Source organism: Streptomyces sp. NPDC058464, assembly GCF_042721035.1.
Taxonomy (GTDB): Bacteria; Actinomycetota; Actinomycetes; order Streptomycetales; family Streptomycetaceae; genus Streptomyces.
Map to the genome: position 1 here is coordinate 131220 of NZ_JBHXMA010000006.1, position 15321 is coordinate 146540.

Annotated in this window: 13 protein-coding genes; 11 read left to right on the top strand and 2 right to left on the bottom strand. The window is 70.0% G+C overall.

The window, feature by feature from the left end; translation table 11 throughout:
• Window positions 1–46: 46 nt before the first annotated feature.
• Complete coding sequence (locus ACFWPQ_RS10970) at window positions 47–868, bottom strand: peptidylprolyl isomerase (protein ID WP_361291102.1); 822 nt, start codon at window positions 866–868, stop codon at window positions 47–49.
• Window positions 869–1049: 181 nt separating this feature from the next.
• Between ACFWPQ_RS10970 and ACFWPQ_RS10975 the strand changes: the two genes are divergently transcribed.
• The 5 genes from ACFWPQ_RS10975 to rpsD all read left to right on the top strand — a co-directional run bounded on the left by ACFWPQ_RS10975 (window position 1050) and on the right by rpsD (window position 6266).
• Window positions 1050–1760, top strand: coding sequence for an MBL fold metallo-hydrolase (locus ACFWPQ_RS10975; RefSeq protein WP_384032128.1), 711 nt, complete (start codon window positions 1050–1052; stop codon window positions 1758–1760).
• Window positions 1761–1771: 11 nt separating this feature from the next.
• On the top strand, window positions 1772–3034 hold the full coding sequence (gene hisS, locus ACFWPQ_RS10980; RefSeq protein ID WP_384032130.1) for a histidine--tRNA ligase: 1263 nt from the start codon (window positions 1772–1774) through the stop codon (window positions 3032–3034).
• A 242-nt stretch (window positions 3035–3276) separates the two neighbouring features.
• Window positions 3277–3933 (top strand): vitamin K epoxide reductase family protein, encoded by a 657-nt coding sequence (locus ACFWPQ_RS10985; RefSeq protein WP_384032132.1) that lies wholly within the window; start codon window positions 3277–3279, stop codon window positions 3931–3933.
• A 59-nt stretch (window positions 3934–3992) separates the two neighbouring features.
• A complete protein-coding gene (locus ACFWPQ_RS10990) occupies window positions 3993–5348 on the top strand; it encodes a replication-associated recombination protein A (protein ID WP_384032133.1) in 1356 nt (451 codons plus the stop codon).
• Window positions 5349–5651: 303 nt separating this feature from the next.
• Window positions 5652–6266: a 30S ribosomal protein S4 gene (gene rpsD, locus ACFWPQ_RS10995; RefSeq protein WP_089103239.1), complete on the top strand. Its 615-nt coding sequence runs from the start codon at window positions 5652–5654 to the stop codon at window positions 6264–6266.
• Between the two features lie 27 nt (window positions 6267–6293).
• On the opposite strand, the gene ACFWPQ_RS11000 is transcribed toward rpsD, so the two are convergent.
• The gene (locus tag ACFWPQ_RS11000) at window positions 6294–8459 is read right to left on the bottom strand and encodes an ATP-binding protein (protein WP_384032135.1); all 2166 of its coding nucleotides are present in this window, start codon (window positions 8457–8459) and stop codon (window positions 6294–6296) included.
• Window positions 8460–8648: 189 nt separating this feature from the next.
• Here ACFWPQ_RS11000 and ACFWPQ_RS11005 point away from each other — a divergent pair, with 189 nt between their 5' ends.
• The 6 genes from ACFWPQ_RS11005 (at window position 8649) to ACFWPQ_RS11030 (ending at window position 15262) form a co-directional block, all read left to right on the top strand.
• Window positions 8649–9080: a DUF948 domain-containing protein gene (locus ACFWPQ_RS11005; protein WP_384032137.1), complete on the top strand. Its 432-nt coding sequence runs from the start codon at window positions 8649–8651 to the stop codon at window positions 9078–9080.
• 12 nt (window positions 9081–9092) lie between these two features.
• Complete coding sequence (locus ACFWPQ_RS11010) at window positions 9093–9440, top strand: hypothetical protein (protein ID WP_384032139.1); 348 nt, start codon at window positions 9093–9095, stop codon at window positions 9438–9440.
• Window positions 9440–12112: an alanine--tRNA ligase gene (gene alaS / locus ACFWPQ_RS11015; protein WP_384032141.1), complete on the top strand. Its 2673-nt coding sequence runs from the start codon at window positions 9440–9442 to the stop codon at window positions 12110–12112. The genes ACFWPQ_RS11010 and alaS overlap by 1 nt, the downstream gene beginning before the upstream one ends.
• Window positions 12113–12126: 14 nt before the next feature.
• Complete coding sequence (gene ruvX, locus ACFWPQ_RS11020) at window positions 12127–12591, top strand: Holliday junction resolvase RuvX (protein WP_361291074.1); 465 nt, start codon at window positions 12127–12129, stop codon at window positions 12589–12591.
• Between the two features lie 123 nt (window positions 12592–12714).
• The gene (mltG, locus tag ACFWPQ_RS11025; RefSeq protein ID WP_384032144.1) at window positions 12715–14442 is read left to right on the top strand and encodes an endolytic transglycosylase MltG; all 1728 of its coding nucleotides are present in this window, start codon (window positions 12715–12717) and stop codon (window positions 14440–14442) included.
• Window positions 14423–15262: a shikimate dehydrogenase gene (locus ACFWPQ_RS11030; RefSeq protein WP_384032146.1), complete on the top strand. Its 840-nt coding sequence runs from the start codon at window positions 14423–14425 to the stop codon at window positions 15260–15262. Before mltG ends, ACFWPQ_RS11030 begins: the two co-directional genes overlap by 20 nt.
• The last annotated feature ends 59 nt before the right edge of the window (window positions 15263–15321 follow it).

The window sequence follows — 15321 nt, forward strand, 5'->3', positions numbered from 1 at the left end:
GGTTGCCTGTCCGCATCCCGCGCGACCGAAATTTCGCAGTTGGTAGTCAGGATTTCGTGACCGTGGCCTTGTTGATCACGACCGTTGCGTTCGGGGCTCCGTCGCCCTGACCCGTGTTCTCTCCCGCGGCGGCGATTTTCTTCAGGACCTTCAGTCCGGCGGCGTCGACAGTGCCGAACGGGGTGTAGCTGGCAGGCAACTGGCTGTCCTGGTAGACCAGGAAGAACTGGCTGCCACCGGTGTGCTTCTGGCCCGTGTTGGCCATCGCGACCGTGCCCGCCGGGTAGATGCCGCCCTTCAGGCTTTTGTCCTTCAGGTTCTCGTCGGGGATCGTGTACCCGGGACCGCCGCTGCCGGTGCCCGTCGGGTCGCCGCACTGCAGCACGTAGATGCCGTTGGTGGTGAGCCGGTGGCACTTCGTGTGGTCGAAGTAGCCCTTCGACGCGAGGAAGTCGAACGAGTTCACGGTGTGCGGCGCCGCCGACGTCTTCAGCGCGATGCCGATGTCACCACACGTCGTCGCCAGCTTCAGCGTGTAGTCGGCGGACGTGTCGATCGTCATCGCCGGCTCCTTCTTCCAGCTCAGCTTCGCCACCTTGCCGGCCGCGGCCTTCTCGCACGGGTCCGGTGCCTTGCTGGCGCTGGGCGTGGCGCTGGGCGTCGTCTCCGAGCTGGCGTTCGCCTTGTCGTCGTTCTTCAGCACGCCGGTCGTGTACAGCGCGACGCTGCCGATCACGATCACGCCGAGCACGGACGCGATCACGGAGTTGCGCATGCGTGCCTTGCGGCGTGCGCTGGTACGCCGCTGCTGCTGCCGCAAGAACTTCTCCCGGGCGAGCTGACGCCGCCGCTGCTCCTGGGTGACCACCGGGTTCTCTCCTCATGCGTGTCGTATATGTCGACCGGTTACGCGTGCGTCCTGTGCGCTGTGTGAGCCGACCACTGCGTGTAGCCCCGTACCGTATATGGGTTCGCTGAGGAAACGGCAGCGCCGGTAGGCTCTGGACCACAGCTTGTAGCCACCCGAATCGACACAACGAAGGACGATCGTGCTCATTGCCGGGTTCCCCGCCGGGGCCTGGGGGACGAACTGTTATCTCGTCGCCCCCGCCGCCGGTGAGGAGTGCGTGATCATCGACCCCGGCCACCAGGCCGCCGAAGGCGTCGAGGAAGCACTGAAGAAGCATCGGCTCAAGCCCGTCGCCGTCGTCCTCACCCACGGCCACATCGACCACGTGGCCTCGGTCGTCCCCGTGTGCGGCGCGCACGACGTACCGGCCTGGATCCACCCCGAGGACCGGTACATGATGAGCGACCCCGAGAAGGCGCTCGGCCGGTCCATCGGCATGCCGCTGATGGGCGAGCTGACGGTGGGGGAGCCGGACGAGGTGAGGGAACTGACCGACGGCGCTCGACTCGCGCTGGCCGGGCTGGAGTTCTCCGTCGCGCACGCGCCGGGCCATACCAAGGGGTCGGTGACCTTCCAGATGCCGGAGACGGCCGAGATCCCCTCGGTCTTCTTCTCCGGCGATCTGCTCTTCGCCGGCTCCATCGGACGCACGGACCTGCCGGGCGGCTCCATGGACGACATGCTGCTGTCGCTGGCCCGCGTGTGCCTGCCGCTCGACGACTCCACCGTGGTGCTGTCCGGCCACGGCCCCCAGACGACCATCGGTCAGGAGCGCGCCACCAACGCCTATCTGCGGCAGGTGGCCGCCGGCCAGGGAGCGCAAGCCGACGCTCCCCGACGAGGAATGTGACGAGAACTTCCGTGAGCACCTTTCAGGCCCCCAAGGGCACGTACGACCTGATCCCGCCGGAGAGCGCCAAGTACCTGGCCGTCCGCGAGGCGATCGCCGCCCCGCTGCGCAACTCCGGCTACGGCTACATCGAGACCCCGGGCTTCGAGAACGTCGAGCTCTTCGCGCGCGGTGTCGGCGAGTCCACCGACATCGTCACCAAGGAGATGTACGCCTTCGAGACCAAGGGCGGCGACCGGCTGGCGCTGCGCCCCGAGGGCACCGCGTCCGTCCTGCGCGCGGCCCTGGAGGCCAACCTCCACAAGGCCGGCAACCTCCCCGTGAAGCTCTGGTACTCCGGCTCGTACTACCGCTACGAGCGCCCGCAGAAGGGCCGTTACCGCCACTTCTCCCAGGTCGGTGCCGAGGCGATCGGTGCCGAGGACCCGGCCCTGGACGCCGAGTTGATCATCCTGGCCGACCAGGCGTACCGCTCGCTGGGCCTGAGCAACTTCCGCATCCTGCTCAACAGCCTCGGCGACAAGGAGTGCCGCCCGGTGTACCGCGCGGCCCTCCAGGACTTCCTGCGCGGCCTCGACCTGGACGAGGACACCCTGCGCCGGTCCGAGATCAACCCGCTGCGCGTCCTGGACGACAAGCGGGAGTCGGTCCAGAAGCAGCTGGGCGACGCCCCGTTGCTGCGCGACTACCTCTGCGACGCCTGCAAGGCGTACCACGAGGAGGTCCGTGAGCTGATCACGGCGGCGGGCGTCTCCTTCGAGGACGACCCGAAGCTGGTCCGCGGTCTCGACTACTACACGCGCACCACCTTCGAGTTCGTCCACGACGGCCTGGGCTCCCAGTCCGCGGTGGGCGGCGGCGGCCGCTACGACGGCCTCTCCGAGATGATCGGCGGCCCCGCGCTGCCGTCCGTCGGCTGGGCGCTGGGCGTCGACCGCACGGTGCTGGCACTGGAGGCGGAGGGCGTCGAGCTCGACATCCCGTCCGCCACCAGCGTGTTCGCGGTGCCGCTCGGCGAGGAGGCGCGTCGCGTCCTCTTCGCGAAGGTCACGGAGTTGCGCCGGGTCGGCATCGCGGCGGACTTCTCCTACGGCGCCAAGGGGCTGAAGGGCGCCATGAAGAACGCCAACCGCAGCGGCGCCCGCTACACGATCGTCGCCGGCGAACGGGACCTCGCCGAGGGCGTCGTCCAGCTGAAGGACATGGAGTCCGGCGAGCAGTCGGCGATCGGCGTGAACGAGATCGTGGCGGAGCTGGAGTCCCGGCTGGGCTGAGCGGCCGGTGGGGGCCGGCAGGGGGGCGTACCGTCAACGCGGCGGGTGCCGGTTCCCCCTGCCGGCCGATGCGCATCCGGGACCGCCACGCGCGGGTGTCCCGAGCATCGGCCGGAACCGAACTCTTCGGGGCGGTCGTGCGTACTTCCTTATGCCCACCGAACGGTGGGCAGGGTGCCTCGTGCGGCACAATGGCCCCTGCCCGAAGAAGTTCCAACTCTCAAACAGACGGAATCGGCGTGATGAGCAAGACGACAGTCAAGGACGTCTCCACCGAGCCCGAGCCCGAGCACGCCTCCGCGGCACCGCGCACCGAGGGCGGCAGCCGCGCCTTCGCGCTGCTGCTGATCATCACCGGCGCCGCCGGCCTGCTGGCCGCCTGGGTCATCACGATCGACAAGTTCAAGCTGCTGGAAGCCAAGGTCGAGGGCAAGACGTTCACCCCCGGGTGCAGCCTCAACCCGGTGGTCTCCTGCGGCAGCGTCATGGAGTCCAAGCAGGCCGCCGCCTTCGGCTTCCCGAACCCGATGCTCGGCCTGGTCTGCTACGGCATCGTGATCTGCGTCGGCATGAGCCTGCTGACCCGCGCCCGCTTCCCGCGCTGGTACTGGCTGACCTTCAACTTCGGCACCCTCTTCGGCGTGGCCTTCTGCACCTGGCTGCAGTTCCAGTCCCTGTACCGGATCAACGCGCTCTGCCTGTGGTGCTCGCTGGCCTGGGTCGCCACGATCACCATGTTCTGGTACGTGACCTCCTTCAACATCCGCCAGGGCTTCCTGCCGACCCCGAACTGGCTGAAGTCCTTCTTCGGTGAGTTCACCTGGGTGCTGCCGGTCCTGCACATCGGCATCATCGGCATGCTGATCCTGACCCGCTGGTGGGACTTCTGGACCAGCTGACCACCGGGGCCGCCGACGGCCCGGGCGGGATTGTCAGTGCCGTGACTTAGGGTTTCAGCGTGGAACCCGACCTGTTCACCGCCGCCGCAGAAGAACGCCAGGAGAAGGACCCGATCGGGAGCCCCCTGGCGGTGCGGATGCGCCCGCGCACCCTCGACGAGGTGGTGGGCCAGCAGCACCTGCTCAAGCCGGGATCCCCGCTGCGCAGACTGGTCGGCGCGGGCTCCGGCGGCCCCGCCGGACCGTCGTCCGTGATCCTCTGGGGGCCGCCCGGCACCGGCAAGACGACCCTCGCGTACGTCGTCTCCAAGGCGACCGACAAGCGGTTCGTGGAGCTCTCCGCGATCACCGCGGGCGTCAAGGAGGTGCGCGCGGTCATCGACGGCGCCCGCCGCGCCACCGGGGGATACGGGAAGGAGACCGTCCTCTTCCTGGACGAGATCCACCGCTTCAGCAAGGCCCAGCAGGACTCCCTGCTGCCGGCCGTCGAGAACCGCTGGGTCACCCTGATCGCCGCGACCACCGAGAATCCGTACTTCTCGGTGATCTCGCCACTCCTGTCCCGCTCCCTGCTCCTCACCCTCGAACCGCTCACCGACGACGACGTCCGCGGGCTCCTGCGCCGGGCCCTCACCGACGAGCGGGGTCTCAAGGAGGCCGTCACCCTCCCCGAGGACACCGAGGAGCACCTGCTGCGCATCGCCGGCGGCGACGCCCGCCGCGCCCTGACCGCCCTGGAGGCCGCCGCCGGGGCCGCCCTCGACAAGGGCGAGACGCAGATCGGCCTCCAGACCCTGGAGGAGGTCGTCGACCGGGCCGCGGTGAAGTACGACCGCGACGGCGACCAGCACTACGACGTCGCCAGCGCCCTCATCAAGTCCATCAGGGGGTCGGACGTCGACGCGGCCCTGCACTACCTGGCCCGCATGATCGAGGCCGGCGAGGATCCCCGCTTCATCGCCCGCCGGCTGATGATCTCGGCGAGCGAGGACATCGGCCTCGCCGACCCGAACGCCCTCCCGATAGCCGTGGCCGCCGCCCAGGCCGTCGCCATGATCGGCTTCCCCGAGGCCGCCCTCACCCTCAGCCACGCCACCATCGCCCTCGCCCTGGCCCCCAAGTCCAACTCCGCGACCACCGCGATCGGCGCCGCCATGGAGGACGTCCGCAAGGGCCTGGCCGGCCAGGTGCCCCCGCACCTGCGCGACGGGCACTACAAGGGCGCCGCCAAGCTGGGGCACGCGCAGGGGTACGTCTACCCGCACGACCTGCCCGAGGGCATCGCCGAGCAGCAGTACGCCCCGGACACCGTCAGGGACCGCGAGTACTACACCCCGACCCGGCACGGCGCCGAGGCCCGGTACGCCGACGCCGTCGAGTGGACCAGGAAGCACCTCGGTCGCAGGCGGTCCTGAGCAGCCTGTAGAATCCCTCGAAGCGCCGAGTCCCGCGCAGTCAGAGCGGGACAGTCGGCCGGAACCCCCGTCAGGGGGATCCAGGAGCGTCGCGCACCGTCGATCGGTGTCGCGGGCAGCCCACCACCATCCGCCGCACGGCGGGACCGGTCGGTGGGCCACTCGCGTGCTGCACGTATGTGCCCAGACCAGGGGAGCGGCTGCCCACCAGGCCCGGCAACGGGTCCCGGCGGGTTTCCCCGGCTGCGGATTGCGACCTCCCTCAACCCTGACAAGCCGAATATCAGAAGGAAGAAAGAGACAGTGGCGAACCAGTCCCGCCCCAAGGTCAAGAAGTCGCGTGCCCTCGGCATCGCGCTGACCCCGAAGGCCGTCAAGTACTTCGAGGCCCGTCCCTACCCGCCGGGTGAGCACGGCCGCGGCCGCAAGCAGAACTCGGACTACAAGGTCCGTCTGCTGGAGAAGCAGCGTCTACGCGCGCAGTACGACGTGTCCGAGCGCCAGCTCGTCCGCGCCTACGAGCGTGCCTCCAAGGTGCAGGGCAAGACCGGTGAGGCCCTGATCATCGAGCTGGAGCGCCGCCTCGACGCGCTGGTCCTGCGTTCGGGCATCGCCCGCACGATCTACCAGGCCCGCCAGATGGTCGTCCACGGCCACATCCAGGTCAACGGCCAGAAGGTCGACAAGCCGTCCTACCGCGTGCGTCCGGACGACGTCATCCAGGTCCGCGACCGCTCGAAGGACAAGACGCTCTTCCAGATCGCCCGTGAGGGTGGCTTCGCCCCCGACGGCGAGACCCCCCGCTACCTGCAGGTGAACCTCCGCGCCCTGGCCTTCCGCCTGGACCGCGAGCCGAACCGCAAGGAAGTTCCGGTCATCTGCGACGAGCAGCTCGTCGTCGAGTACTACGCCCGCTGATCACCAGCCGGGTGTAGCACCTCAGCGTCAGCCCGCCGTCTCCCCGCCCTTCCGGGTGGGCGAGGCGGCGGGCTTCCGCATGTCGGCGCCGTCCCGCCGCTGCCGTACCGGCCCGCGCGGCGACGGCAGCGCGTCCAGCGGCCGTCCCCCGAAGTAGTCCAGCGCCCGGGCCACCGCCGCCTCCCGGTCCAGCAGCGCCCCCTGCCGTACGCACTCCGCGTACCGCTCGTCGCCCAGCGCCCGCCGCGCCGTCGCCTCGCACAGCTCGTGCGGGGCGTTGTAGTACGCCGAGCCGAACAGCGGCAGCCCCACCGACGGCCACATCCGCCCGGCCGCGCCCTGCAGCACCGCCGCCTCCGCCGGATCGCCCTGAGCCACCGTCACCAGCGCAAGGAGCTCGATCGACAGCACCGAGCCCAGCAGGTCCCGGAAACCGTGCGCATGGTCCAGGCAGTCGGTCAGCAGCTCCCGGGCGGCCGCGTGGTCGCCGCCCTGCCAGGCCGCGTACGCCAGCACGTACAGCGCGTACGAACGGGCCCAGCGCTCGCCGTGGTCCTCGCAGACCCGGCGCACGTCCTCGCACAGCCGTACCGCGTCCGGCAGATCCCCGCGGAACGCCCTGGTCATCGCCAGCTCGACCTGCCCCATCAGGACATTGCTGTTGAGCTCGCCGATCTCCTGGTATCGGCCGAGGGCCGAGCGCAGCAGCGTCTCCGCGCGCACCATGTCATCGGTGACCAGGGCCAGACAGCCGGTGCGGTGCTCCGCGTACGCCACCGCCGTCGGATCGGCGGCCAGCTCGGCCTCCGCACGGCACTCCTGGAGCGCGGCGAGCGCGGGCACCGCGTCGCCCTGGAGGATCGCCACGTAGCCGAGCACCCACAGCGCCTTCAGCCGGGACCGCGGATACTCCGAGTCCAGCTCCAGACTCCGCTCCAGCCAGCGCCGCCCCTCCGACAGCCGCCCGCAGCCCGCCCAGCAGAACCACAGCGAACCCGCCAGAAACTGGCCCAGATGCGCCTCGTCCGGCTCGGTAAGACAGTGGTCCAGAGCCGCCCGCAGGTTCGGCAGCTCGGCCTCGACCCGCGTGGCCACCTCGCCCTGCCGCGGCGAGAACCACTCCAGCTCGCACCAGGTCGCCAGCCCCATGAACCAGTCCCGGTGCCGGCGCCGCAGCCGCCCCGAGTCCCCCGTCGCCGCCAGCCAGCCGGCGCCGTACGCCCGTACGGTGTCGAGCATCCGGTAGCGCACGCCCGACCGCGCCTCCTCACGGGACACCACCGACTGGGCGAGCAGCTCCGCCAGCACGTCCAGGACCTCCTCGGACGCCAGTCCGTCCCCGCTGCACACGTACTCGGCGGCCTCCAGGTCGAAGGTCTGCGCGAACACCGACAGCCGCGCCCACAGCAACCGCTCGGCGGGTGTGCACAGTTCATGGCTCCAGCCGATGGCCGTGCGCAGCGTCCGGTGCCGGGGGAGCGCGTCCTGCCCGCCACCGGTCAGCAGCCGGAACCGGTCGTCGAGCCGCTCCAGCAACTGCCCCGGCGACAGCGCCCGCAGCCGCCCCGCCGCCAGCTCGACCGCCAGCGGGATCCCGTCCAGGCGCCGGCACACCTCCCGCACCTCCGTGCAGTCCCGCACGTCCAGCCCCTGCCGCCCGGCGCGCTCGGCGAACAGCTCCACCGCCTCGTCCTCGCCGAGCGGCGCCAGCGGGAACAGCCGCTCGCCCGCCACCCCGAGCGGCCGCCGGCCCACCGCCAGCACGGCCAGGTCCGGCAACCGCCGCAGCAGTTCGGCCACCAGCTCCGCGCACGCGCCGACCAGATGCTCGAACCCGTCGAGGACGAGGAGGATCCGGCGGTCCGCCAGATGACCGAGGAGCGTCTCGCGCGGCAGCCGGGTGGTGTGGTCGGTCAGGCCGAGCGCCTCCACGACCGCGTACTCCACGAACTCCGGGTCGCGCACCGGCGCCAGCTCCACCCGCCACACCCCGTCCCGGGGCGCCGCACCGGCCGCCGCCCGGGCCGCGAGCCGGGACTTGCCGACCCCGCCGGCCCCGGTCACCGTCACCAGCCGACCGGACTCCAGGGCCCGGGACAACTCACCCAGTTCGGCCGAGCGGCCCACGAAGGCGGTCAGTTCCAGGGGCAGATTGCCGTCCGCCGAAGAGCCGGGGCGCTGAGGACCTCGCATGGGACACGGAGCGTACTTAACCGTGTTCGGTCCGTACAATCGCTTCCCGCAACTCCGCCTTCCGCGCGCGCTAATCCGGTACGGAGTCCCATGCCCGGCGCGATAGGCTCGGTGCAGACTTTTCGTTGTTGATCCACGTTGTAGTTGATCCACATCGTTCAGGCACGAGACAGGGAGCGGGTGCGCGCGGTGTCCGGTGGAGAGGTGGCCGGGATCCTGGTGGCCGTCTTCTGGGCGATCCTGGTCTCCTTCCTCGCGGTGGCCCTCGTGAGGCTGGCCCAGACGCTCAAGGCGACCACCAAGCTGGTGGCGGACGTGACGGACCAGGCCGTCCCGCTGCTCGCCGACGCCTCCACTGCCGTCCGCTCCGCGCAGACCCAGATCGACCGGGTCGACGCGATCGCGTCCGACGTCCAGGAGGTCACGTCCAACGCCTCCGCGCTGTCCACGACCGTCGCCTCCACCTTCGGCGGCCCGCTGGTCAAGGTCGCGGCCTTCGGCTACGGCGTGCGCCGGGCGCTGGCCGGCCGCAAGGCGGACGTGCCCGTGAAGGAGCCCAGGCGTACGGTGATCGTGGGCCGGACGGTCCCGGCCGCACGGCGGAAGAACCGGGGAAAGTAGGAGCCAGGCCATATGTTCCGCCGCACGTTCTGGTTCACCACCGGCGTCGCCGCCGGTGTCTGGGCCACCACCAAGGTCAACCGCAAGCTGAGGCAGCTGACCCCGGAGAGCCTCGCCGCGACCGCCGCGAACAAGGCGCTGGAGACCGGCCACCGGATCAAGGACCGGGCGGTCGGCTTCGCGCTCGACGTCCGCGACAACATGGCGCAGCGGGAGGAAGAGCTGGGCGACGCGCTGGGCATCAACGCGAACCCCGAACTCCCCGCGCCCCGGCGGCTCGCCGCCATCGAGAACCGCAGCAACCCGAAGTACGCCGATGACAGGACGACGTACTCGCACAACCGGAATGAGGACCACTGATGGAGTCGGCCGAGATCCGCCGCCGCTGGCTGAGCTTCTACGAGGAGCGCGGTCACACCGTCGTCCCTTCGGCGTCGCTCATCGCGGACGACCCGACTCTGCTCCTCGTCCCGGCCGGCATGGTGCCCTTCAAGCCGTACTTCCTCGGTGAGGTCAAGCCGCCCTGGGCGCGCGCCACCAGCGTGCAGAAGTGCGTGCGTACGCCCGACATCGAAGAGGTCGGCAAGACCACCCGGCACGGCACCTTCTTCCAGATGTGCGGCAACTTCTCCTTCGGCGACTACTTCAAGGAAGGCGCCATCAAGTACGCCTGGGAGCTGCTCACCACGCCCCAGGACAAGGGTGGTTACGGCCTGGAGCCGGAGAAGCTCTGGATCACCGTCTACCAGGACGACGACGAGGCCGAGCGCATCTGGCACGACGTCGTCGGCGTGCCGAAGGAGCGCATCCAGCGCCTCGGCATGAAGGACAACTACTGGTCCATGGGCGTCCCCGGCCCCTGCGGACCGTGTTCCGAGATCAACTACGACCGCGGCCCCGAGTTCGGCGTCGAGGGCGGCCCCGCCGTCAACGACGAGCGGTACGTGGAGATCTGGAACCTCGTCTTCATGCAGTACGAGCGCGGCGAGGGCATCGGCAAGGACAACTTCGAGATCCTCGGCGAGCTGCCCAGCAAGAACATCGACACGGGCCTCGGCCTGGAGCGTCTCGCCATGATTCTGCAGGGCGTGCAGAACATGTACGAGATCGACACCTCGATGGCCGTCATCGAGAAGGCCACCGAGCTGACCGGCGTCCGCTACGGCGACGCCCACGACTCGGACGTCTCGCTGCGCGTGGTCACCGACCACATGCGTACGTCGGTGATGCTCATCGGCGACGGTGTCACCCCCGGCAACGAGGGCCGCGGCTACGTCCTGCGCCGCATCATGCGCCGCGCCATCCGCAACATGCGCCTGCTCGGTGCCACCGGCCCGGTCGTGCTCGACCTGATCGACACCGTGATCCGGATGATGGGGCAGCAGTACCCGGAGCTGGTCACCGACCGCGAGCGCATCGAGAAGGTCGCCGTCGCCGAGGAGAACGCCTTCCTCAAGACGCTGAAGGCCGGCACCAACATCCTCGACACCGCCGTCACCGAGACCAAGGACGCCGGTGGCACCGTCCTCGCCGGCGACAAGGCGTTCCTGCTCCACGACACCTGGGGCTTCCCGATCGACCTCACCCTGGAGATGGCCGCCGAGCAGGGCCTCGCCGTGGACGAGGACGGCTTCCGCCGCCTGATGAAGGAGCAGCGGGACCGCGCCAAGGCCGACGCCCAGGCCAAGAAGACCGGTCACGCCGGCGCCGGCGCCTACCGCGAGATCGCCGACAAGACCGGCGAGACCGACTTCATCGGTTACTCCGACACCGAGGGCGAGACCACGATCGTCGGCATCCTCGTCGACGGCGTCTCCTCCCCGGCCGCCGGCGAGGGCGACGAGGTCGAGATCGTCCTGGACCGCACCCCGTTCTACGCCGAGGGCGGCGGCCAGATCGGCGACACCGGCCGGATCAAGGTCGACACCGGTGCCGTGATCGAGATCCGCGACACCCAGAAGCCGGTCCCGGGCGTGTACGTCCACAAGGGCGTCGTCCAGGTCGGCGAGGTCACCGTCGGTGCCAAGGCCCACGCCTCGATCGACTCCCGCCGCCGGACGGCCATCGCTCGCGCCCACTCGGCCACCCACCTCACCCACCAGGCGCTGCGCGACGCGCTCGGCCCGACGGCCGCCCAGGCCGGTTCCGAGAACCAGCCCGGCCGCTTCCGCTTCGACTTCGGCTCCCCGTCCGCCGTCCCGACGGCTGTGATGACCGACGTCGAGCAGAAGATCAACGAGGTGCTCGCCCGCGACCTCGACGTGCGCGCCGACATCATGGGCATCGACGAGGCCAAGAAGCAGGGCGCCATCGCCGAGTTCGGCGAGAAGTACGGCGAGCGGGTCCGCGTGGTCACCATCGGCGACTTCTCCAAGGAGCTGTGCGGCGGCACCCACGTCCACAACACCTCCCAGCTGGGTCTGGTGAAGCTGCTCGGCGAGTCCTCGATCGGCTCGGGCGTCCGCCGCATCGAGGCCCTCGTCGGCGTCGACGCCTACAACTTCCTGGCCCGTGAGCACACGGTCGTCGCCCAGCTCCAGGAGCTGATCAAGGGCCGTCCGGAGGAGCTCCCGGAGAAGGTCTCCGCCATGCTCGGCAAGCTGAAGGACGCCGAGAAGGAGATCGAGAAGTTCCGCGCGGAGAAGGTGCTGCAGGCCGCCGCCGGTCTCGTCGAGTCCGCCAAGGACGTCCGCGGGATCGCCGTCGTCACCGGGCAGGTCCCGGACGGCACCACCCCGGACGACCTGCGCAAGCTCGTCCTCGACGTGCGCGGCCGCATCCAGGGCGGACGCGCCGCGGTCGTGGCCCTCTTCACGGTCAACAACGGCAAGCCGCTCACGGTCATCGCCACCAACGACGCCGCCCGCGACCGCGGCCTCAAGGCCGGTGACCTGGTCCGCACCGCCGCCAAGACCCTCGGCGGCGGCGGTGGCGGCAAGCCGGACGTCGCCCAGGGCGGCGGCCAGAACCCGGCCGAGATCGGTGAGGCCATCGACGCCGTCGAGCGCCTCGTCGACGAGACCGCCAAGTAAGGAAACGGTCGGAGATGCGCAGAGGACGTCGACTCGCGATCGACGTCGGGGACGCCCGGATCGGGGTCGCCTCGTGCGACCCCGACGGGATCCTCGCCACCCCGGTCGAGACCGTCCCCGGCCGGGACATCCCGGCGGCCCACCGCCGACTGCGGCAACTGGTCGAGGAGTACGAACCGGTCGAGGTCGTCGTCGGACTCCCGCGCTCCCTCAAGGGGGGCGAGGGCCCGGCCGCGGTCAAGGTCCGGGCCTTCGCCCAGGAGCTGGCCAAGGGCATCGGGCCGGTGCCGGTCCGGCTGGTCGACGAGCGGATGACGACCGTGACGGCCAGTCAGGGGCTACGGGCCTCCGGGGTGAAATCCAAGAAGGGCCGCTCGGTCATCGACCAGGCCGCGGCGGTCATCATCCTTCAGCAGGCACTGGAATCCGAACGGGTGTCAGGTAAACCACCCGGCGAGGGCGTCGAAGTAGTCATCTGATCGCGATACGGTAACGTTCCGCGCGATGCGATGGTTTTCGAACAGCCACCGCACAGCAAGAGGCGGAACGGTCAACCGGCCCACCAGCCGCGTGACGCGCCGCCTCGCGGCTCTAGGGGATCGATGACTGAGTATGGCCGGGGCCCAGGCTCCGAACCGTGGCATCCGGAGGACCCGTTGTACGGGGACGACGGATGGGGCGGACAGCAGGCCCAGGTGGGCCAGCAGTCCCCCTACGGCGGTCAGCCGCAGCACTATCCGCAGCAGCCGCAGCAGCAGTACGGCGACTGGGGCCAGCACCCGCAGGGCGGGTACGACCAGCAGCAGTACGCGTACTACGACGAGCAGGGCCAACTCCAGTACGCCGACGGGTACGGTCAGCAGCAGTACGACCAGCAGCAGTACGACCAGCAGCACGTCGGCCATGCCCCGCAGCAGTACCACCAGGGCACCTGGGACGCGACCGGCACCCACGGCCACGTCCCCTACGCCGCCGACCCGGGCGACCCCTACGGGCAGCAGCCCGTGGCCTACGGCAACGAGCAGCCCGACCTCTACGGCACCGAGGACGCCTACCCGCCACCGGAGCCGCCCGGCCGCCGACGCCCCGAGCCGGAACCGCAGGCGGAGCCCGCCGCCGAGGAGGAGGAAGAGCAGCACCCCTTCTTCACGGGCGCCGACGACGATGACGACGACGAAGAGGACGACGACCCGAAAGGACGCCGCGGTGGTGGCCGCGGCAAGGAAGCCAAGGGCGGCAAAGGCGCCAAGAAGCGCCGCAGCGGCTGCGCCTGCCTGGTGGTCTGCCTGGTCTTCGGCGGCGGTGCGGCCGGCGTCGGCTACTTCGGCTGGCACTTCTACCAAAATCGTTTCGGCGCGGCCCCGGACTTCGCGGGCAGCGGCAGCAGCGAGACCGTGACCGTCCAGATCCCCAAGGGCGCGGGCGGGTACGAGATCGGCCGTCGGCTGAAGGAGGCCGGCGTCGTCAAGAGCGTCGACGCGTTCGTCTCCGCGCAGACGCAGAATCCGAAGGGTGACAGGATCCAGGCGGGCGCCTACACCCTCAAGAAGGAGATGTCCGCCGCGAGCTGTGTGCTGCTCATGCTCGACCCGAGCAGCCAGGCCAATGTGATCGTCACCCCGGGCGAGCGCGCCGCGGCCGTCTACGTGGCCCTCGACAAGAAGCTCGGCCTTTCCGCGGGTACCTCCAAGAAGGTCGCGAAGGCCGAGTACAAGAACCTGGGTCTGCCGAGCTACGCGGACACCAGCAGCAAGATCATGGATCCGCTGGAAGGATTCCTCTACCCGGGTACCTATCCCGCGGCCAAGGGCATGAAGCCCGACGCGATCCTGAAACAGATGGTCGCGGCGGCCAAGGAGGAGTACGCCAACTACGACCTCGCGGCGGAGGCCAAGAAGTACGACCTGGACAACCCGCTGCAGGTCATCACGGTCGCGAGCCTCGTCCAGGCCGAAGGAAAGACGCACGACGACTTCCGCAAGATGGCGGAGGTGGTCTACAACCGTCTCAAGACCACGAACACCGAGACGAACCGTTTGCTGCAATTCGACTCGACCTTCAACTACCTGAAGGGCACCAGCAACATCCACATCAGCGAGTCGGAGATCAACAGCAACAGGGACCCGTACAACACGTACACCCAGAAGGGGCTTCCGCCCGGTCCGATCGGCAACCCCGGCGAGGACGCACTGAAGGCGGCACTGAATCCGACCGACGACGGCTGGATGTATTTCGTGGCGACCGATGGCGTGAACAACACCGAATTCGCCAAGACCAACGCCGAATTCGAGAAGCTCAAGGACAAATTCAATGCCAACTCGGGCAACTGATGCCCGCCGGGCCGCCGTGCTCGGTAAGCCCATCGCCCACTCCCTCTCCCCGGTGCTGCACCGGGCCGCGTACGACGAACTCGGGCTCGCCGACTGGTCGTACGAGCGCTTCGAGATCGACGAGGCGGGGCTGCCCGCCTTCCTCGGGACGCTGGGACCGGAGTGGGCGGGGCTGTCGCTGACCATGCCGCTGAAGCGGGCGGTCATCCCGCTGGTCGACGAGATCAGCGAGACGGCTGCCTCGGTCGACGCGGTCAACACGGTCGTGTTCACGGAGGACGGCCGACGGCTCGGGGACAACACCGACATCCCGGGCATGGTCGCCGCGCTCCGCGAGCACGGCATCGAACAGGTCGACTCCGCCGCCGTCCTCGGCGCCGGTGCCACCGCCTCCTCCGCCCTCGCCGCCCTCGCCCGGATCTGCACCGGCGAGGTCGTCGCCTACGTCCGCAGCGAGGAGCGCGCCGCCGAGATGCGGCACTGGGGCGAGCGGCTCGACGTCGAGGTGCGCACCGCCGACTGGGCCGACGCCGGACAGGCCCTGCACGCCCCGCTGGTGATCGCCACCACCCCGGCCGGCACCACCGACGCTCTCGCCGGCGCCGTACCCGAACGCCCCACCACCCTCTTCGACGTCCTCTACCACCCCTGGCCCACCGCCCTCGCCGCCCGCTGGTCCATGTTCGGGGGAGCCGTGGTCAGCGGCCTGGACCTCCTGGTGCACCAGGCCGTGCTCCAGGTCGAGCAGATGACCGGCCGCACCCCGGCACCGCTGGACGCCATGCGCAGGGCCGGTGAGAAGGCACTCGCCGAGCGCTGACCCGACAGATCCGCGTCCGTCTGCTGGACCGGCGACCGGGTTCACCGCCCGGACGTGGG

Bases quoted from the DNA above. Each gene is read 5' to 3' on its own strand.
- ACFWPQ_RS10985 (WP_384032132.1), top strand. From the start codon at position 3,277: ATGAGCAAGACGACAGTCAAGGACGTCTCCACCGAGCCCGAGCCCGAG.
- ACFWPQ_RS11000 (WP_384032135.1), bottom strand. From the start codon at position 8,459: ATGCGAGGTCCTCAGCGCCCCGGCTCTTCGGCGGACGGCAATCTGCCC.
- ACFWPQ_RS11010 (WP_384032139.1), top strand. From the start codon at position 9,093: ATGTTCCGCCGCACGTTCTGGTTCACCACCGGCGTCGCCGCCGGTGTC.
- alaS (WP_384032141.1), top strand. From the start codon at position 9,440: ATGGAGTCGGCCGAGATCCGCCGCCGCTGGCTGAGCTTCTACGAGGAG.
- ruvX (WP_361291074.1), top strand. From the start codon at position 12,127: ATGCGCAGAGGACGTCGACTCGCGATCGACGTCGGGGACGCCCGGATC.
- mltG (WP_384032144.1), top strand. From the start codon at position 12,715: ATGACTGAGTATGGCCGGGGCCCAGGCTCCGAACCGTGGCATCCGGAG.
- ACFWPQ_RS11030 (WP_384032146.1), top strand. From the start codon at position 14,423: ATGCCAACTCGGGCAACTGATGCCCGCCGGGCCGCCGTGCTCGGTAAG.